The sequence below is a fragment of the Streptomyces aurantiacus JA 4570 genome, from assembly GCF_000414115.1.
Taxonomy (GTDB): domain Bacteria; phylum Actinomycetota; class Actinomycetes; order Streptomycetales; family Streptomycetaceae; genus Streptomyces; species Streptomyces aurantiacus_A.
This window is the reverse complement of sequence record NZ_AOPZ01000478.1, coordinates 42,278-59,895: the sequence shown is the minus strand read 5'-3', so window position 1 is coordinate 59,895 and position 17,618 is coordinate 42,278. Positions and strand designations below refer to the sequence as shown.

The window sequence follows — 17,618 nt, the reverse complement described above, 5'->3', positions numbered from 1 at the left end:
CGCTGGCGCGGGATACGGACAGTGGTTGCCCCGGCGGGCACCTTCATGGTGCGGGCCCGGGGCCGGGTACGACTGGACACAGCGAAACTCCAGGAAGTTGAAGGGTCAGGCGGCGCGCTGTTCCTGCGCGGCGATGCACACGCCACAGATGCCGCGAGAGGGCGGGATGCAGTAGCCGACGTCCAGCGAGCAGGACGGGCACGTGCGGCGGGTGAGCATCGCCAGCGCGAGTGCGCCCCACTTGCGCGAGGTCATCGGGCGTACCGGCTTGGCCTGCTCCACGCGGTAGAGGTAGGCGACCCGCACGCCCCCGGCTCGCCGGTTGACCCGCATCACCTGCGCGGCTATCGGCTGCCCGCCCGGCCGCAAGCCCCGCGCACGAAGCTGACGCCGGGTCTCCAGACCCTCGGGAGCCAGCCGCCACGGATAGGTGGGGACGCCGTGCAGAGCGCCGGTCGGGTCGTAGCACTTCCCGAACACACCGACGCCGGACATCAGGCCACCGCCTCAGCCAGCGAAGCGTCCACGCCGGCGGTGGCCTGGGAGCGCTGCTCCTGAAGCCGGGAGGACACCCAGCCCAGCGACCAGCCGGTGTCGTCCGCGAGCTGGCGCACCGTGCGCTCGCCCGGGCGGAACGAGCCGATGTACGCGCGCGCTTCGCTCTCCGGCATCTTCGTGAACGCCCCCGCCACGCTGTTCACGCCGCTCGCGGCAGTGTTCACGAGGCGGGCCGGGGCGTTCACCACGTCCCGAGCGGGCACGCCCGGGAGGGAAAGCTCGCCGCTGCGGTCAGCTGGCTGCTCGCGCCGTGAACGCTCAGCCAGTGCCTGCTGTTCACGGCGCCGCGCGTCCTCGCGCTCCTGCTGCTCACACCGCACACGGTCCTCGTGTTCGCGCTGCTCACGGCGCATGTCCGCCTCGCGGGCAAGGCGTTCACGCTCCATCCGAGCCTCGTGCTCGCGCGTCTCGCGGCGCTGTTCCTGCTCACGTTCGAACCGCTCACGATCCACGCGTTCAGCGTGTTCGCGGGCCGCCTGTTCAGCGTGTTCACGCTCCTGCCGATCGCGTTCACGCGCCTGCTGCTCACGCTGTTCACGCGCGGCCTGTTCCTCGGCCCGTGAACGCTCGATGCGTTCCAGAGCACGGCCGATCGCGCGCCGGTAGGCGAGCCCGGCCTCCGCCGTGACGATCAAGAGCAGCGGCGCGACGGCATGCACGGCCACCCCGACCAGATCTTGTTTCAGGGCGCTGTCGCCGATGTTGAGGAGCAGGGTCATCAGCCCGGTCATCCACCGCAGCACGCTCGGCCACCGCCCACCACTGCCACCCAGGCGGGCCACAACCGCGTCCAAGCGGACAACGATGACCACGGCCGCGTCAACCACCAGCGGGAGGATCGGCGCCGTCCACTGCCACTCGGCAGGCGTGACGCGCTCCACCAGCGGCGTAACCGTCAAGACGGAGTACAGCACCGCCCCGCCGGTGATGGCCCACGTGCCCGCGGCGAGCGTGCGCTCTGCGGACTGGATCTGCGCGGGAGCCAGCGACTCAAGCATCACTGCCCCCGCCCCTGGCATCGGGGGCAACGCTGAAGGCGGTCAGATGGACCGACGCACCCGCGAAGTCGGCGCGCGCCTCCAGGACAAAGGTCCGGCCGCCGCGCTGCACGCCGAACTGCACGTCCTCACAGGCGATGCCGAGCGCGAGCCGCCAGGGCTCGAAGGCCCCGAAGTCGTCGTGCAGGGACAGCTCCAGCCGCTTCGGGAAGATCGGCGAAACGTGCACCGACGGGGCAGGTAGGGCGGGGAACCCGGCGGCCACCGCGTGCAACGCCCGCAGCGAAACCGTCAGCTCCTCCATCGCCAGGTCGCTCCTCATGCAGCCACCGCCGCACCCTGCGTAGCGCAGATGTCCGCGCGGCGGACCGCCGCCCGGCGAACGCGCCGCGGGCGCGGCGCTCGCCTCGGCAGGTCGCTCGCCCTCAGCAGCGCCAGGGCGTAGGCCGCGGCGAGGGGGTCGACCTCCCGCAAGCCCAACGCCAACTCCACGAACTCCGCTGCCGTAACAGCGGTATGACCAGCAACGATGCACTTCATGGGTCGTGCCCCTCTCAGACAGGAACCGGCCGAACAGCGGCCCCGGTGTTCGAGCACCGGGGCCGCACGCCGTTGAAGTCGGAATCTCCGGCTCCCCTCAACCCCGTCCGTACGGGACCGCCCTCAGGGCGCCCGGACGGACGGAGGAGGCAACCGGCGCGGCGCTAGCCGCCGCGAAGCGGTCAAGGGTGACCGGTTGGCCGCAGCGCTCGAACGCGCCTGCGGACCTGGGGTGGAGCGGCGCCGCCGTGCCGGTCGATCACGGCCGCGCCCATCGCTTTCGTCGATTCACTGCCACTCCTTCAGACCGCTGAACAGGGGATACGCACTGCAAGGGGGACCAAGTCCCCACCCTCCGGCCGTTGCTCGCGGTCACCGGGCCACCTCGCCAGTCGGGCCGAAGCCCTGTCCCCTGGCCTTTAGCGGGATCGCAGCGTCCCCGCCCTTTGCTGTGCACCGCGGATCGGAAGCAACTCCGCCATCTGGTGCGCACCAGTAGGGAAGCATCTGGTGCGCACCAGAGTCAAGGGCTTGCGCTGAATCGAGCGGTGTTCGCCCTCTCTGGTGCATCTCCAGAAGACCGGTGGAGGCAGGGGGATCGGTAGCCAACAGGGCTTAACTTCCGCCCTGTTAACCCCTGTTGACCTGCGGCGACGTAAGGCATGCTGGACAGGTCAGTGGATGGACCTACTGCCGGGCGGTGGCCTGTGGGCACAGGACTTCGGAGCGCGCGAGCGGCGCGGGGCTGGTCTCAGGAGCGACTGGTTCGCGAGATCGAGCAGTACGCCCGACGGCACCTCGCGGACGTCGCGTCGACCGCGAGTTTGCGCGTGTACGCGTCCGAGTGGGAGAACGGGAAACGCGCCATCTCGGACCGGTACGCGGTGATCCTGCGACAGCTCCTCGGTGTCACCGATACGGAGTTGCGGGGCGCCCCGCTCGCGGCTGCGCCACCTTCCGCCGACGGGTACGACGAACTGCTGAGCCGGATCGATTCAGCAGGCAGCGTCAGTGAACCCATGGTGGAGGCGCTCAATGATCAGACCGAGTTGCTGCGCACCATGGACCGTCAGATGGGTGCGGCTGGTCTCGTGGACCAGATGACGGGGCACCTCTCTGCCCTGGAAGACGCGCTGAACTTCACGGTGCTTCCCACCGCGCGCCGGCCCGTGGCGCTCGCGCTCGCGGGGGCGTCAACTCTGGCGGCATGGCAGGCAATCGACTCCGGCGCCGTCGAACGTGCCTGGCGTCACTACGAACTCGCGAAGCGGGCGGCGCGAGACGCTGAAGCCCCGATGTACCTCGCCCACGCGATGGCAGAGCAGGCATACGTACTCTGCGAGGCTGGCCGGCCGTCCCTCGGAGTCGATTTGGTCCGCAGCGCGCAACACACTCTTGCCCGAGACGGATCTCCGCGCCTCCGAGCATGGCTGTACGCGGCTGAAGCCGAGATGTGCGCCCACGCTGGACTGCCGGATGACTGCCGACGGGCGCTCGATGCGGCCGGGGCGAGCATCCCGTCCGATTCGGGGGACCGAGACCCGGACATGTTGAGCATCTTCTTGAACGGCGCGCACCTCATTCGGTGGCGAGGCAATGTTCTTGCTCTGCTCGGAGACGCTGAGGCAGTGACCAGCCTGTATGACGCCCTGCAAGCTGTGGACCCGACCTTTGTTCGTGCGCAAGGTGGGCTCCATGCCGACCTTGCGCAGGCCCATTTGGCGCGCGCAGAGTACGACGACGCGAACACCCACCTGAGGCAGGCGCGACTACTGGCCAGCCGCACTGGCTCAGTGCGGCAGCGCCGTCGTGTCGACCTGCTCAGTGCGCGACTGTGACGCCCTGCTTGCCGCGGCTCGCCAGGATGTGGAGCAGGGCAACGAGGGTGCCCGAGCCCATCAGCTCACCGCGAGCCATGAGCCCCGGAACGTCGGCCAACGGAACCCATTCGATGTGTCCGGCCTCTTCGAGATCCGTCGGTGAACCAACCTGCTCAGCCCCGTGGCCCACGAAAATCTCGTGAGGCGAGTCGACCATGCCGACCATGGGCTGATAGGTGACGACGTGTTCCAGTGACTTCGGCCGCCAACCCGTCTCTTCCTCGACTTCCCGGAGTGCCGTGTCCGCAGGGTCCTCCCCTTCGTCCACGATGCCGCCCGGGAGCTCCCAGCCGAACTGCTGCGGGACGAAGCGGTACCGCCACATCATGAGTACGCGGTCTTGGTCGTCCAGTACCGCTGTGACGGCGACGTGGTGCAGCTTCACCACGTGATGCTCGAAACGCTCCACGCCCGGGGGCTCCACGTCCCAGAGTTGGAGTTTGACCCAGCGGTTGTCGTAGAGGTCGCGTTCACCGTGGATGAGCCAGGGCTCAAGATCCTCCGGAGCCTTCACGCTGACCGCCCCTGGCACTCGGTATGAGCTTCGCCCTCGAACCTCCAACGCACCTTCGGCTACGAGGCGGGCGAGCACTTGCCGGAGCGCGGTCCGCCCGATGCCGAGTTCTTCCACCAGCGTGCGTTCCGAGGGGAACTTGTCGCCGGGGACATACTCGCTGGCGGCGAGCCGTGCGCGAAGCGTCTCGTAGACCTTGGTCGTCTTCGGTCCCATCCGCGGAGCACTCTCCGTTCTGAGGTGGTGCGTACCAGAGTAGGCCAAGGGCCTGGAGCCCTCACATACTGATCGGAAGAACAGCGGGCAGATCTGCGCTGTACAGGTGCGGTGAGGACACGGCATGCCGTCACACGAGCAGTTTCTCCTCCACATCGACGATCTGGTACTCGTAGCCGCTCAACCAATCCCTGATGACGTCGGGGTTCTCGCTCAAGGTCAGGACAACTTGCGCTCTACCCCCGCGGTAGGGGAGTTGGGCACACGACTGCAGGAAAGGCCGCATTGCTGACGGCTCGACGTCGTACATGCGAGGGCCGTCTAGCAGGAGCAGTCCAGGATGCATTCCGTCCATAGCTCCGCTCGTTTGTACGAGACTGAGCAAGTAGGACCAGCGCATCTTGAGGCCGTCACTAGCTGAGCCTTGGAAGCCGAGATCGCTCTGTCCGTGCACAGGACGCATAGTTTGAGAATCAATTCCTACCTCTGTGGGCGCGAACACAGTGAACTGATACGAAGCTAGAAGTCGCCTGAGGTGTTGCTGCCATGTGCTGAATTTACGTGTGTCTTTCGCTGTGAAATCATCGTCACCCAGAGCATCCAACTGCGTTTTAGTCTGAATGGCTCGTCTGTGAGTATCGATGAGTTCGTTGATCGTGACTTGGGCATTGTCGCGCAGGCGCCCTAGTTCTTGCAGTCGAGCCTCGTCGAGAATGCGCTTCTGCAATTTCCCGATCGAGATGCCGGGAGCCTCTCCTTCCAGGTCGGCTTGGATTGCACGAATGCGGGAACGGATTTCCGCCGCCTCCCTTTCGAGAGAGCCACGCGCCGCCTCATTGGTGCGAGCGCTGCTTTCGGCGTCATCAATTACTGCCGTGATGGTTTGGATATGTTGATCTACGAGCCCTGCACTCTCTGCTGCAGATAGGACGGGAGCGCCCGATAGGATCTCGGTTCCGTCGAGGGACTGCTGGCAGGTAGGGCAATCATGGTGCGCGATTGCATGCCGTGAAAACTCCGCTCCTAGATTTTCGAGTGAGCGAATGTCTTTATACCTGCGCTGTTCTTGCTTCAATAGGCGGAGACGCTTTTCGAGCGTACCGCGCTGCATGTCCAGCATATTGGATGCATCGTCAAGCGCATATAGTTCGGTGGTGATTTCGCGCAGTCTGCCGCGAGCTTGACGAAGTTCACCATTGAGAGCCTCACCGTCCGGCCCGACGATTGGGGCGCGTTCCGTTTCTTCCGCGAGTGACCGGATAGCTTCCTGGAGGTGCTCGACCCCTTGATTCAGCGTCTCCCAGTCCGCCTGCTGGTAAATGGTGAGGACTTCGCCTGCATCAATCGTATCCGCTTCGATTCCGAACAGCGGATTTCGGTAGAACGCGGCCGTACCAAACTCGTTGGTCGCTGTAACGCGGGCATTAGCTAGGTGTGCAGCTGAATCGAGAGCTCCTCGCAGTTCTGCATACTCGGCGCGGAGCACGGACAGACCTTGCTGCAATTCTGCCCGCTTGCGTGCCCGTTCCATCACATCGAGTTTCAAGTAGAACTCGATAGATCGGCGAAGAGGTTCGCGGATCTGGTACTGCGTAGGCATCCTGGGGACAATGCCTGACCAACCTTGCTTTTGCTCTACAAAGAACAAGGCTGCGAGAACTTGCAGATAGAGAGGGACTTCCTTCCCGCCATAGGTTGGTACGAGAGGTAATGTCCATCCAAGGAAGCGAGCTAGGTAGTTATGAAAGCCGCCTTCGTTTTGTGCGGTACCGCCTCGACCGACGTAGTAATAAGTGGGCGACGGATTTTCGACACGGCGACCTGAAAGAAGAGGTTCTTCCCATACCGTAATCAGATCAGAATTGATGCCCGCGGGAGGTACTGAGTAACGGCGAACAGTGATGCTCCTAGTGCCGTTAGTGATCTCAAGATCAACCAATGCTTGCTGAACGGGGCGTTTGACTCCGTTCACCTCAACGCTTGTTGTCAGTGCTTGCGTGAGTACGCCTTGCTTCCCTGGCTGCAGCGTGCCTTCTAGCCCCAAGGCGTACATAATCGAGTTGAGTAGCAGGGTCTTTCCTGAGCTATTTTTCGCCCGCACTACAGTGAGTCCATCGCCGAATTTAGCGAAGAACCCTACGCCGCCTTCCGGAGTAAGGGACTTGACCGAGACTGCCGCGATGCGCAACAAGGCTAACTCCTTAACGAATAAGCGCCATTGCGCGGTTCAGCTTGGCCGTGGAGAGAGGGATCAGTTGTGCGAGAAACTCCTTCTCCTCTGTGAAGATTTCCTCTCGCCCACTCAACGCCCAATAAAAGGTCTTCCCTGATTCCAGTAGATGGATTCTGCCCTTGGCAGAGATTGACGCCAATCCCTCGGCGCAGGCTAGCTTGATGGTGGTGTCCAACGAGGGCTCTAAATTGAATGAGCCAACGCCAACGTGGAATGAACCCTCCCACCATGCTACAAATCGAGAACGCGTCGTAGGCGTGCGCAGAGCATGCATGAGAACGTGTAGGTGGTCAGCGTCTGCTGCGGCACCACGGAAATGGCCTAGCAGAAGAATTAGAGCAGAGATGCGCCATGTGGTGTCGTTGACTGGCGGCACAGGGCGTGGCCTATTTCTGAAAACGATGGGCTGATTGCGAACCTCTGACCGAATGGATTCGGCATTCTCTGGCACTCGCATCCTTACCCTACCTCTTCGAAGTCTAGAGGGCATAGCTGAAGCCAGTCTGTGACGGCCATGTAAGCAATACTCTCAGCGTTACTCCGGGCAATTCCTGGAACCACTTGCTCAACTCTTTGTCGAACGTCGTCGATGATTCCGCCTAGAACCTTGTGTGGTTGGTCCCCGGGGCCGAATGCTAGAAGTAGGCTTCTCTCTACACTGGCAATGCAGTCGAGGATCTGCTGATGCACCTCCGGGATAGACTCCATGTATCGATCTAGAAGACCCTCGCCGGCCAGGTGACTCCCAAGCAGCTGTGCCCGGAACGTGGCCCGTTTCTCTGTATTGGCCAATCGTGGGATCCTTGACAGCTTTTCGTCCATCGCCTCGATCATTGGGCTCGTTATAAGGCGAAAGTCAATTCCGTCTGGCGTCTGTTGCGGAACTGTCGCCGGAACGCCAATAGGGGCAGGTAGTACGGGGCCTCTTCTGAGGATTTCTTCGGAGTCCCTATAGTCGGCAAGCTCGTGTACATCCACGATGAAGTCGTCGGTGACATAGGGCAGGTTGGCTTGTCGTACCAGATCGGCCTTCTCTCCGCAGTGCTGCACGGTCCTGTATGACTCGTGCCGCGGCGTGAAGAGAATCCAGGATCTGACTCGTACACTTTTAAGGAGTCGGATAAGTTCATCCTTATTCTTGATGAACTTACCGATATCTGTGGTGATCTTGTTTCGGTGGTTGTCGTAAAGCGCCCGAGGCGCGAGGTCTGGGTTTTCCGGGCAGTAGCACTGATAGACGATTCCGCTTCGCGTGAAGCACTCGATTCCAAGATCGCCGCGATCTTGATCGGGGACCTTGATGACGTTGTCCGCTCCGTGGTGCTGTCGAAGCAGGCGGATGGACCACTCTTGCCATGTGTCCGGATCCCAGATCCAGCCGGATGCCCCTGTCACGTACCAGATGATAGGGATCTTCTTCTCTCTGTGCGATGGGTCGTCACAGAAACGTAGGCGGACGTGCGTCGGTCAGTACATCAACGGCGGCAGTGGCTGGAGGCTGCCGTGAGGGGCACGCACTGTGCCCCCACGGCACCTTTCAATGGAGCGGATGTTGTGCGCGCCATCCGTGGGTCAGCAGCCTTCTGGTGCCTGCGGGCCATTCCTTGTGTGTCTTGCTGTGCTGCATCGCGCCCCCGTGATCAACACCGTACGACTGATCCTGTAAGCGCGCGGGGGCCTGTGGATAACCTCGCTCTCGGTCGGGATGCGGGATCGTGGCTTGGCTGTGGACGACACGTGGACGAGCGAGCGTAGGAACTGCGCTTGCGTCTGCATCTGTGCAGGTCAGCGGGGTCTCTGACTCCGCTTCGGAGAGAGACTGTAAATCTGCCGGCTCAGCCTTCCCAGGTTCGAATCCTGGCGCCGCCACATGAAGGAGACCCCCTCCGGCTTGCGGAAACGCAAGCGGAGGGGGTCTCTTCGTTTTGCCACGCCCGGCTCCGGCCCGGCCCGGGCACACTGGGACGCATGTCGTCGTCCAGCTCGTCCCGTCGCAGACACTGCCCGGTGTGCCGTCGTGAAATCGCGGTCGTGGGCGGGCGGTTCGCCCGCCACGATCCGCCGGGGCCGCGCGGTGGCGGCGACCTCGTCTCCTGCCCCGGCTCCCGCCGGCACGCCCAGCTCGGCGCCGCGCAGCCCGCGCTCGACGGCTACGCGGTGCCGGAGTTCCCGGGACAGCTCCCGCTGTTCTGACCCGGCGGCGGCAGCCGAGCGGACGCCTCAGTTCCCCGCGACCGACTTCACCGCCACCGACACCGGCGTGGACCCGCTGATCAGCTCCAGGGTGAGCCCCGCCGTCGCCGGGGTCTCCAGGAGTTCGGCGAGCGCCGCGGCCACGTCGTCGCGCGGGACCGGGCCGCGGCCCGTCGACGCCTCCAGACGTACGAGGCCCGTGCCGGCGTCGTCCGTCAGCATCCCGGGGCGCAGGATCGTCCAGTCCAGGGCGGCCCGGCCGCGTACGTACGCGTCGGCCTCGCCCTTGGCCCGCAGATAGGCGTCGAAGACCTCGTCGCCGGGGTGCTGCGGATCCGCGCCCATCGACGACACCACGATGTACCGCCGGACCCCGGCCCGCTCCGCGGCGTCCGCGAACAGCACGGCGGCACCCCGGTCCACGGTGTTCTTGCGGTCGACCCCGCTGCCGGGACCCGCGCCCGCCGCGAACACCGCCCCGTCCGCGCCCTCCAGATGCCGGGCGACCTCCGCCACGGACGCCGATTCCAGGTCGCACAGCACGGGTTCGGCACCGGCGTCCCGCAGATCGGCCTCGTGCGCGGAATTGCGGATGATCCCGGCGACTTCGTCGCCACGCGCGGCGAGCAGTCGCTCCAGCCGCAGCGCGATCTGACCATGACCTCCAGCGATGACAATGCGCATGTCTCCGACGGTACGGCAGATATGTCTGCTCGGCCTTGGGGCGGGGGTGCCGCCCCGTGCTCGTACTCAACCGCCCGACGGGCGCGAGACGCGCCTTCACCCGGCAGGGGCGCAGGTCACGCCCCGCGCCCCTGCCGGGGCAGATCGAGGGCCACCGCGGCCGCCGAGTCGCAGTACTCCCGCACCGCGCTGGTCCGCGCCACCACGCGCCCCCGGTGCACGACGACACGGCTGTACGCCAGGGACAGCGCGCCGGCGAGGGTGTCGCCGCGTACCGCGAGGAGCTCGGCCGGGAAGCCCGCCTCCACGCGGACCTCGGGCAGCCCCAGGGCCGCCCGCGCCGCCGAACTCACCGTCCCGTAGGCGTCCTCGGGGCGCAGCCCGTGCCGGGACGCCAGCAGGTACGCCGCCTCCAGCGGATCCCCGCGGCCCACCGGATTCGCCACGTCCCGCAGCGCCCCGCTGCCCGCCGCGACCCGCACCCCGGCGCTCCGCAGCAGCCGCGCCGGCGCGGTCCCCCCGTGGTCCGTGCCCCCGCAGCCGCCCTGCGGCAGGCACACCACCGTCACGTCGGCCGCCGCGAGACGCTCCGCGGTCCGCCCCACCACGTCGGCCGGCAGCGACCCGAGCCCACCGCACGGACCGATCGCCACCCCCGAGCGCAGCCCGCCCGCCATCGCCGCGAGCCGCGCGAGCCGTGCCGGATCCCCGCCGTCCGTATGCAGGTCGACCGCGCAGCCGTGCTCCGCGGCGAGGTCGAGGACCGCCTCCGCGTACCCCGTCGGATCGGGGTCCAGATCCGGACAACCGCCCACTACGGAGGCGCCCATTTTCACCGCGTCCCGCAGCATCGCGATCCCGTCGGCCCCCGCGACACCGGTCAGCAGCCGCGGCACCGCCACCACGGACAGGTCGACGAGCCCGCGCAGCGACCGCCGTGCCTGCAGCACCGCCTGCAGCGAGTCCAGGCCCTGTACGTCACCGGTCCGCACATGCGAGCGCAGCGCCGTCGCCCCGTGCCCGAGCTGCAGCAGGGCGGCCTCGGTGGCGCGCCGCTGGACGTCCTGGACGTCGTACGAGACCGGGCCCGGGGTGAGTGCGGTCAGCGCCGTGTCACCGTGCCCGTGCGGCTCCGCGGTCGCGGGCAGCAGGAGATAGCCGCCGAGGTCCACGCGGGCGGCGTGCGCGGTGAGGCTGCCCGCCGTGCCGACGGCCTCGATGCGGCCGTCCCCGAGCCGTACGTCCACGGTCCTGCCGTCCGTCAGGAGCGCCCCGCAGAGGAGCAGTGCTCCGGGGGCGTCCGGTGTGTCCGGGGGGCCGGGGGAGGTGCTGGGGTCGGGGGAGCCGGGGGAGCCGGGAGAGCCGGGGGAGCCGGGGGAGCCAGGGGTGTCGGGCGAAGGGGGCTGCTGCGGCTGGCTGTCGGGCATCGCGCTCCTGGGGCTCGGGGGCGGCTGCGGCGGCTCGGCGCGTGCGGGGACGCGGCCCGGCGGCACGCGGCAACGCGGCGTCGAAGCACGCGTGATCACGCAGCGTGAGTAGAGCCTAGGGCGGGGGCGGGCCCGCTTCGCGGAGGAACGCAATAGTCGTACTGATGTGGTGCGAGGGCCTGGTGAGACCTGGTGGGGCGGGTGGGACGACCTGTTCGGGGCGCGTGCCATGCCCCCGGACGGCCCTGGCGAAACGGATTTGGGCGATCGGCGGCCGAGCGTGTAATGTCTTCATCGCTCGCCCCAATAGCTCAGTCGGTAGAGCGTCTCCATGGTAAGGAGAAGGTCTGCGGTTCGATTCCGCATTGGGGCTCTGATGTGTGAGGTTCCTCGCTTCCGGGCGAGGGGCCGAAGCGCATCGCAGCGGTGTAGCTCAGTCGGTAGAGCAAGCGGCTCATAATCGCTGTGTCACCGGTTCAAGTCCGGTCACCGCTACCCTCAGTAGCCGATTGTGGGGTCGGTCCTTCGATCGGCTACTCTTTTATGCGTTCATCCGTCCATCCGTCCGTCAAGGAGCACTCACGTGGCTGCCACCGACGTCCGCCCGAAGATCACGCTGGCCTGCGTGGAGTGCAAGGAGCGGAACTACATCACCAAGAAGAACCGGCGTAACAACCCGGACCGACTGGAGATGAAGAAGCACTGCCCGCGTTGCAACTCGCACACCGCGCACCGCGAAACGCGATAAAACAGGCTAGTACTCGAGGCCGCCCCCGCTTCATTGGGGGGCGGCCTCGAGTCTTTTGCGTACGGCCTGCCGTCCGCGTCACCGGATAAAACAAGCTGCCAGGAGGTGCCGAGCCATGGCGCTCGACCAGTCCTTCGTGGGGCGGTCCTACCCGCCCACCGACCCCTATGAGGTCGGTCGCGAGAAGATCCGCGAATTCGCGGTCGCGGTGGGCGACGCCAATCCCGCGTACGTCGACCCCGAGGCCGCCAAGGCGCTCGGCCACCCCGACGTGCCGGCCCCGCCGACCTTCGTGTTCGCGATCACGTTCAAGGCCGCGGGCCAGGTCATCGAGGACCCGCAGCTGGGCCTCGACTACAGCCGCGTCGTGCACGGCGACCAGAAGTTCGCGTACACGCGTCCCGTGTACGCGGGCGACCCGTGTACGCGGGCGACCGGCTCACGGTGACGTCGACCATCGAGAACATCAAGTCCATCGCGGGCAACGACATCCTGGACATCCGCGGCGAGGTCCACGACGCGGCGGGCGAGCACGTCGTGACCGCCTGGACCAAGCTCGTCGCGCGGGCGGCCGACACCGCCGCAGAGGGGGCCTGACGATGACGGCGAAGATCGCATACGACGACGTCGAGGTCGGCACCGAGCTGCCGGCCCAGTCCTTCCCGGTGACGCGCGCCACGCTCGTGCAGTACGCGGGCGCCTCCGGCGACTTCAACCCCATCCACTGGAACGAGAAGTTCGCCCTAGAGGTCGGACTGCCGGACGTCATCGCGCACGGCATGTTCACCATGGCCGAGGCGATCCGTGTGGTGACGGACTGGACGGTCGACCCGGCCGCCGTCGTCGAGTACGGCGTGCGCTTCACCAAGCCCGTCGTCGTCCCGAACGACGACAAGGGCGCGACGATCGAGGTCAGCGCCAAGGTCGCCGCGAAGCTCGACGACAAGCAGGTCCGGGTCGACCTGCTCGCGAAGAGCGACGACCAGAAGGTGCTCGGCATGTCCCGGGCGGTCGTACGGCTGGCCTGAGGGTCCGGCCACCGGTCATCCAGCTCATTCAGTAAGGGGCGCCCGCAACTGCGGGCGCCCCTTACTCGTACCTCCTATAAGGCCACCTCTTGACTTGGTTAGTGACTGGCCACTAACTTAATCGCATGGTCAGGATGAGCGCAGAGGAGAGGCGCGAGAGCGTCATCCGCGCGGCGATGAGCGAGTTCGCCCGCGGGGGGTACTACGGAACGTCGACCGAGGCGATCGCCAAGCGCGTCGGAGTCTCGCAGCCGTATCTCTTCCGGCTCTTCCCGAGCAAGAAGGCGATCTTCCTGGCGGCGTCGGCGCGCTGCCTGGAGGACACCCGCAAGGTCTTCGAGAAGGCGAGCGAGGGGCTGCGGGGCGAGGAAGCCCTGCACGCCATGGCCACCGCGTACTCGCAGCTCATCGCCGACGACCCCGACAAGCTCCAGATGCAGCTCCAGACGTACGTCGCCGTGGCGGCCGCCGAGGCCGCCGGGGACCACGAGTTCGGCGAGATGGTGCGCGCCGGCTGGATGGAGATCTGGGAGGCCGCGCATCTGCCGCTCGGGGCCGATGTGAAGGAGACGACGACGTTCATGGCGTACGGAATGCTGGTCAACATCCTGTCGGCCATGGAGTTTCCCGCCGATCACCGGGTCTGGGAAGGGCTCTATCTGTCGGCCCAGCCCAAGGGTGGGTCCGCGCGGGCGCAGTCGCCGTCGTAGTACGTAGGCGTACCGCGTCATTGGCGGCGGTCGGCTCCCGGGGTATCCGGCCCGGGGCCCGGCCTCGTCATGACCGCGAAAGTTAGTCATCAATTACTTACCTGACACTCACCGTCTGGGGGAGCGATGTCACAGCAGGAAGCACACCGCGGGGGAGCCGTCTGGGCCCTCGTCATCACCAGCGTCGCCGGTTTCATGGCGGCCCTCGACAACCTCGTCGTCACCACCGCGCTGCCCTCCATCCGCGAGGATCTGGGCGGCGCGCTGGAAGACCTCGAATGGACGGTGAGCGCCTACACCCTCACCTTCGCCGTGCTGCTGATGTTCGGCGCGGCCCTGGGGGACAGGTTCGGGCGCCGCAAGCTCTTCGGCATCGGTCTCACGATCTTCACCGGCGCCTCCGCCGCGGCGGCCCTCGCGCCCGGCATCAACGAGCTGATCGCCGCCCGCGCGGTGCAGGGCGTCGGCGCCGCGATCATGATGCCGCTCACCCTGACGCTGCTCACGGCCGCCGTGCCGGCCGCCAAGCGCGGTATGGCGTACGGGATCTGGGGCGCCGTCAACGGACTCGCGGTCGCCAGCGGTCCGCTCATCGGGGGCGCGCTCACCGAGCACGTCTCCTGGCAGTGGATCTTCTGGCTGAACGTCCCGCTGGGCATCGCCCTGCTGCCGCTCGCCCGGATGCGCCTCGCGGAGTCGCACGGCACGGGTGCCCCGCTCGACATCGCCGGCACCCTGCTCGCCAGCGGCGGCCTCTTCGGCATCGTCTACGCCCTGATCCGCGGCAACATCGATGGCTGGACCAGCGCGCCCGTCCTGACCGGCCTGATCGCGGGCGCCGCGCTGCTCGGCGGCTTCGTGCACCACGGCATCCGCGGCAAGAACCCGATGCTGCCGATGCGGCTCTTCCGGAACCGGGCGTTCTCCGCGATCAACGCGGCCAGCCTGCTGATGTTCGTCGGGATGTTCGGCTCGATCTTCCTGCTCAGCCAGTTCCTGCAAGGAGTGCTCGGCTACTCGCCGACCGAGGCGGGGCTGCGGATGCTGCCCTGGACGGGCATGCCGATGATCGTCGCGCCGATCGCTGGCTATCTGTCCGACCGCGTGGGCGGCCGGCCGGTCGTCACCGCGGGGCTCGCCCTGCAGGCCGTCGGGCTCGGCTGGTTCGCGCTCGTGCTGTCGCCCGACGTGTCGTACGCCGCGCAGCTCCCCGCCCTGATCCTCAGCGGGATCGGCATGGCGCTGTACTTCGCCCCGGCCGCCAGCCTGGTCATGGCCAGCGTCCGGCCGTCCGAGCAGGGCGTCGCCTCCGGTGCCAACAACGCGCTGCGTGAGGTGGGTGGTGCGCTCGGCATCGCGGTGCTGGCGTCGGTCTTCTCCGCGCAGGGCGGATATGGGACGCCGGTGGCCTTCGTGGACGGGCTGGTGCCCGCGCTGTGGGTGGGCGCGGGGGTCGTCGGCCTGGCGGCCGTTGCGGCCGCGGTTTTGCCGGGGCGCGGCGGCTCTGCGGTGCGCGTTGACGCGCCGGCCGAGGAGCGGGTGCCCGTCTCCGTGTGACGGGGGCTCCTTATGGGGGCTGCGCCCCCTTTCCCCCGCCTTTCGGCCCTTCGGGCCTCGTCCTCAAACGCCGGACGGGCTGAAATCAGCCCGTCCGAGTGCCTGAGGGCGGGGCCCGTACCCTTGTGCGTGTGCAGGTACTTCACGATGCCCCCCTCGCCCCGCTGACCACCTTCCGGCTCGGTGGGCCCGCGAACCGGCTGATCACCGCTACGACCGACGCCGAGGTGATCGCCGCCGTTCGTGAGGCCGATGACACCGGTACGCCACTGCTGATCATCGGTGGTGGGTCGAACCTGGTCATCGGGGACAAGGGGTTCGACGGCACCGCGCTGCGCATCGCCACCGTCGGCTTCTCGCTCGACGGCACGCGGCTGGAGCTCGCGGCCGGCGAGGTCTGGACGGACGCCGTGGCGCGGACCGTCGAGGCCGGTCTCGCGGGCATCGAGTGCCTGGCCGGCATCCCCGGCTCCGCGGGCGCGACGCCGATCCAGAACGTGGGCGCGTACGGCCAGGAGGTCTCCTCGACGATCACCGAAGTGATCGCGTACGACCGGAGGGCCGGGGAGACGGTCACCATTCCGAACGCGGAGTGCGACTTCTCGTACCGCCATAGTCGCTTCAAGGCCGATCCGGAGCGGTTCGTGGTCCTGCGGGTGCGGTTCGCCCTGGAGGACGCGGGCGGGATGAGCGCCCCGATCGCCTACCCGGAGACCGCCCGCACGCTCGGCGTCGAGGCCGGCGAGCGCGTGCCCGCGGCCATGGCCCGCGAGACCGTCCTGAAGCTGCGCGCGGGCAAGGGCATGGTGCTCGACCCCGAGGACCACGACAGCTGGTCGGCCGGGTCGTTCTTCACCAACCCGATCCTCACGGACGAGCAGTTCGCCGTCTTCCACGCGCGCGTGGCGGAGCGGCTCGGGCCGGACACCGCCCTGCCCGCGTTCCCCGCGGGCGACGGCCGCGTGAAGACCTCGGCGGCCTGGCTCATCGACAAGGCGGGCTTCACCAAGGGCTACGGCCAGGGCCCCGCCCGCATCTCCAGCAAGCACACCCTGGCCCTCACCAACCGCGGCGACGCCACCACGGAGGACCTGCTCGCCCTGGCCCGCGAGGTCGTCGCGGGCGTGCGGGACGCCTTCGGCATCACGCTGGTCAACGAGCCGGTGACGGTGGGCGTCAGCCTCTAGGGCGACGCCCCAGGGCGGCGCAGCCCTCGGCGCCGCCCCACGGCGGCCCTCAGGACGCCAGCCACTCCTCGATCCCCGCCAGCAGCTTCTCCTGCACGCCCGCCGGAGCCGCCGACCCCCGCACCGACTGCCGGGCCAGCTCGGCCAGCTCGGCGTCGTCGAAGCCGTGGTGCCGCCGCGCGATCTCGTACTGCGCGGCCAGGCGCGAGCCGAAGAGGAGTGGGTCGTCGGCGCCAAGCGCCATCGGCACCCCGGCGTCGTACAACGTCCGCAGGGGCACGTCCTCGGGCTTCTCGTAGACCCCGAGCGCCACGTTGGAGGCCGGGCACACCTCGCACGTCACGCCCCGCTCCGCGAGCTGTTTGAGCAGCCGCGGGTCCTCGGCCGCCCGCACGCCGTGGCCGACGCGCCGCGCGTGCAGGTCGTCCAGGCAGTCGCGCACCGACGCGGGCCCGGTCAGCTCGCCGCCGTGCGGCGCCGCGAGCAGGCCGCCCTCGCGGGCGATGGCGAAGGCGCGGTCGAAGTCCCGCGCCATGCCCCGCCGTTCGTCGTTGGAGAGCCCGAAGCCGACCACGCCGCGGTCGGCGTACCGCACGGCGAGCCGGGCCAGCGTGCGCGCGTCCAGGGGGTGCTTCATGCGGTTCGCGGCGACCAGGACGCGCATCCCGAGGCCGGTCTCGCGCGAGGCGCTCTCGACGGCGTCCAGGATGATCTCCAGGGCCGGGATGAGCCCGCCGAGCCGGGGCGCGTACGACGTCGGGTCGACCTGGATCTCCAGCCACCCCGACCCGTCCCTGATGTCCTCCTGGGCCGCCTCCCGCACCAGCCGCTGGATGTCCTCCGGCTCACGCAGACAGGACCGCGCCATGTCGTAGAGCCGCTGGAAGCGGAACCAGCCCCGCTCGTCGGTGGCCCGCAACTTCGGAGGGGTGCCGCCGGTCAGCGCGTCCGGCAGCCGGACCCCGTACTTGTCGGCGAGCTCAAGCAGCGTCGAGGGCCGCATCGACCCGGTGAAGTGCAGGTGCAGGTGGGCCTTGGGCAGCTCTCTTACGTCTCGTACGCGCTCCATTCCAGGATCTTGCCGTACGAGCACGCGGTCCCGGTAGCCGCTTTTCCCCACGGGGTACTTCTCCGAACGGACAAAC

At 67.6% G+C, this 17,618-nt stretch carries 16 protein-coding genes, 2 tRNA genes and 1 pseudogene; 10 read left to right on the top strand and 9 right to left on the bottom strand.

Going from position 1 to position 17,618, the window contains the following annotated elements; all coding sequences use genetic code 11:
- Positions 1-105 precede the first annotated feature (105 nt).
- The 3 genes from STRAU_RS35445 to STRAU_RS35435 are packed head-to-tail and all read right to left on the bottom strand — an operon-like array spanning position 106 to position 1,860.
- Complete coding sequence (locus STRAU_RS35445) at positions 106-495, bottom strand: RRQRL motif-containing zinc-binding protein (RefSeq protein ID WP_016645212.1); 390 nt, start codon at positions 493-495, stop codon at positions 106-108.
- On the bottom strand, positions 495-1,556 hold the full coding sequence (locus STRAU_RS35440) for a DUF2637 domain-containing protein (protein ID WP_016645211.1): 1,062 nt from the start codon (positions 1,554-1,556) through the stop codon (positions 495-497). The genes STRAU_RS35445 and STRAU_RS35440 overlap by 1 nt, the downstream gene beginning before the upstream one ends.
- Positions 1,549-1,860 (bottom strand): hypothetical protein, encoded by a 312-nt coding sequence (locus STRAU_RS35435; protein WP_259300079.1) that lies wholly within the window; start codon positions 1,858-1,860, stop codon positions 1,549-1,551. Before STRAU_RS35435 ends, STRAU_RS35440 begins: the two co-directional genes overlap by 8 nt.
- Positions 1,861-2,926: 1,066 nt before the next feature.
- Here STRAU_RS35435 and STRAU_RS35425 point away from each other — a divergent pair.
- Positions 2,927-3,934: an NsdA family TPR-like regulatory protein gene (locus STRAU_RS35425; RefSeq protein ID WP_037664047.1), complete on the top strand. Its 1,008-nt coding sequence runs from the start codon at positions 2,927-2,929 to the stop codon at positions 3,932-3,934.
- Here STRAU_RS35425 and STRAU_RS35420 read toward each other — a convergent pair.
- From STRAU_RS35420 to STRAU_RS42675, 3 genes are all read right to left on the bottom strand, one after another.
- Complete coding sequence (locus STRAU_RS35420; RefSeq protein ID WP_016645209.1) at positions 3,918-4,706, bottom strand: NUDIX domain-containing protein; 789 nt, start codon at positions 4,704-4,706, stop codon at positions 3,918-3,920. The two genes, STRAU_RS35425 and STRAU_RS35420, sit on opposite strands and share 17 nt — an antisense overlap.
- A gap of 130 nt (positions 4,707-4,836) precedes the next feature.
- Complete coding sequence (locus tag STRAU_RS42680; protein ID WP_016645208.1) at positions 4,837-6,897, bottom strand: hypothetical protein; 2,061 nt, start codon at positions 6,895-6,897, stop codon at positions 4,837-4,839.
- Positions 6,898-7,398: 501 nt separating this feature from the next.
- On the bottom strand, positions 7,399-8,334 hold the full coding sequence (locus tag STRAU_RS42675; RefSeq protein ID WP_158692204.1) for a hypothetical protein: 936 nt from the start codon (positions 8,332-8,334) through the stop codon (positions 7,399-7,401).
- Positions 8,335-8,907: 573 nt separating this feature from the next.
- Between STRAU_RS42675 and STRAU_RS35410 the strand changes: the two genes are divergently transcribed.
- Positions 8,908-9,132 carry a hypothetical protein gene (locus STRAU_RS35410; RefSeq protein ID WP_037664028.1) on the top strand — a complete coding sequence of 75 codons (225 nt, stop codon included), beginning with the start codon at positions 8,908-8,910 and terminating at the stop codon, positions 9,130-9,132.
- 27 nt (positions 9,133-9,159) lie between these two features.
- On the opposite strand, the gene STRAU_RS35405 is transcribed toward STRAU_RS35410, so the two are convergent.
- Positions 9,160-9,816 (bottom strand): SDR family oxidoreductase, encoded by a 657-nt coding sequence (locus tag STRAU_RS35405; RefSeq protein ID WP_016645205.1) that lies wholly within the window; start codon positions 9,814-9,816, stop codon positions 9,160-9,162.
- Between the two features lie 116 nt (positions 9,817-9,932).
- Entirely contained in the window at positions 9,933-11,243 is a 1,311-nt protein-coding gene (locus STRAU_RS35400) for an amidohydrolase family protein (RefSeq protein ID WP_016645204.1), read from the bottom strand.
- A gap of 300 nt (positions 11,244-11,543) precedes the next feature.
- Between STRAU_RS35400 and STRAU_RS35395 the strand changes: the two genes are divergently transcribed.
- The 8 genes and pseudogenes from STRAU_RS35395 (at position 11,544) to STRAU_RS35360 (ending at position 16,473) form a co-directional block, all read left to right on the top strand.
- Positions 11,544-11,616: transfer RNA gene (locus tag STRAU_RS35395), tRNA-Thr, on the top strand.
- A gap of 49 nt (positions 11,617-11,665) precedes the next feature.
- Positions 11,666-11,738 (top strand) — tRNA-Met (locus STRAU_RS35390).
- Between the two features lie 88 nt (positions 11,739-11,826).
- Entirely contained in the window at positions 11,827-11,991 is a 165-nt protein-coding gene (gene rpmG / locus STRAU_RS35385) for a 50S ribosomal protein L33 (protein ID WP_003956487.1), read from the top strand.
- 115 nt (positions 11,992-12,106) lie between these two features.
- Positions 12,107-12,588: pseudogene (locus STRAU_RS35380) on the top strand (FAS1-like dehydratase domain-containing protein).
- Between the two features lie 2 nt (positions 12,589-12,590).
- A complete protein-coding gene (locus tag STRAU_RS35375; protein ID WP_016645202.1) occupies positions 12,591-13,019 on the top strand; it encodes a MaoC family dehydratase in 429 nt (142 codons plus the stop codon).
- A gap of 125 nt (positions 13,020-13,144) precedes the next feature.
- Positions 13,145-13,729, top strand: a complete 585-nt coding sequence (locus STRAU_RS35370) for a TetR/AcrR family transcriptional regulator (protein WP_016645200.1) — start codon at positions 13,145-13,147, stop codon at positions 13,727-13,729.
- Positions 13,730-13,855: 126 nt separating this feature from the next.
- Complete coding sequence (locus STRAU_RS35365; RefSeq protein WP_016645199.1) at positions 13,856-15,286, top strand: DHA2 family efflux MFS transporter permease subunit; 1,431 nt, start codon at positions 13,856-13,858, stop codon at positions 15,284-15,286.
- 131 nt (positions 15,287-15,417) lie between these two features.
- Positions 15,418-16,473: a UDP-N-acetylmuramate dehydrogenase gene (locus STRAU_RS35360; protein WP_016645198.1), complete on the top strand. Its 1,056-nt coding sequence runs from the start codon at positions 15,418-15,420 to the stop codon at positions 16,471-16,473.
- A 49-nt stretch (positions 16,474-16,522) separates the two neighbouring features.
- Here the strand turns inward: STRAU_RS35360 and STRAU_RS35355 are convergent, their stop codons facing one another.
- Positions 16,523-17,542, bottom strand: a complete 1,020-nt coding sequence (locus STRAU_RS35355; RefSeq protein ID WP_016645197.1) for an adenosine deaminase — start codon at positions 17,540-17,542, stop codon at positions 16,523-16,525.
- Positions 17,543-17,618 lie beyond the last annotated feature (76 nt).

Coding starts and splice junctions, on each gene's coding strand:
- STRAU_RS35445 (WP_016645212.1), bottom strand. CDS start 495: ATGTCCGGCGTCGGTGTGTTCGGGAAGTGCTACGACCCGACCGGCGCT.
- STRAU_RS35440 (WP_016645211.1), bottom strand. CDS start 1,556: ATGCTTGAGTCGCTGGCTCCCGCGCAGATCCAGTCCGCAGAGCGCACG.
- STRAU_RS35435 (WP_259300079.1), bottom strand. CDS start 1,860: ATGGAGGAGCTGACGGTTTCGCTGCGGGCGTTGCACGCGGTGGCCGCC.
- STRAU_RS35420 (WP_016645209.1), bottom strand. CDS start 4,706: ATGGGACCGAAGACGACCAAGGTCTACGAGACGCTTCGCGCACGGCTC.
- STRAU_RS35410 (WP_037664028.1), top strand. CDS start 8,908: ATGTCGTCGTCCAGCTCGTCCCGTCGCAGACACTGCCCGGTGTGCCGT.
- STRAU_RS35405 (WP_016645205.1), bottom strand. CDS start 9,816: ATGCGCATTGTCATCGCTGGAGGTCATGGTCAGATCGCGCTGCGGCTG.
- STRAU_RS35400 (WP_016645204.1), bottom strand. CDS start 11,243: ATGCCCGACAGCCAGCCGCAGCAGCCCCCTTCGCCCGACACCCCTGGC.
- STRAU_RS35375 (WP_016645202.1), top strand. CDS start 12,591: ATGACGGCGAAGATCGCATACGACGACGTCGAGGTCGGCACCGAGCTG.
- STRAU_RS35370 (WP_016645200.1), top strand. CDS start 13,145: ATGGTCAGGATGAGCGCAGAGGAGAGGCGCGAGAGCGTCATCCGCGCG.
- STRAU_RS35365 (WP_016645199.1), top strand. CDS start 13,856: ATGTCACAGCAGGAAGCACACCGCGGGGGAGCCGTCTGGGCCCTCGTC.
- STRAU_RS35355 (WP_016645197.1), bottom strand. CDS start 17,542: ATGGAGCGCGTACGAGACGTAAGAGAGCTGCCCAAGGCCCACCTGCAC.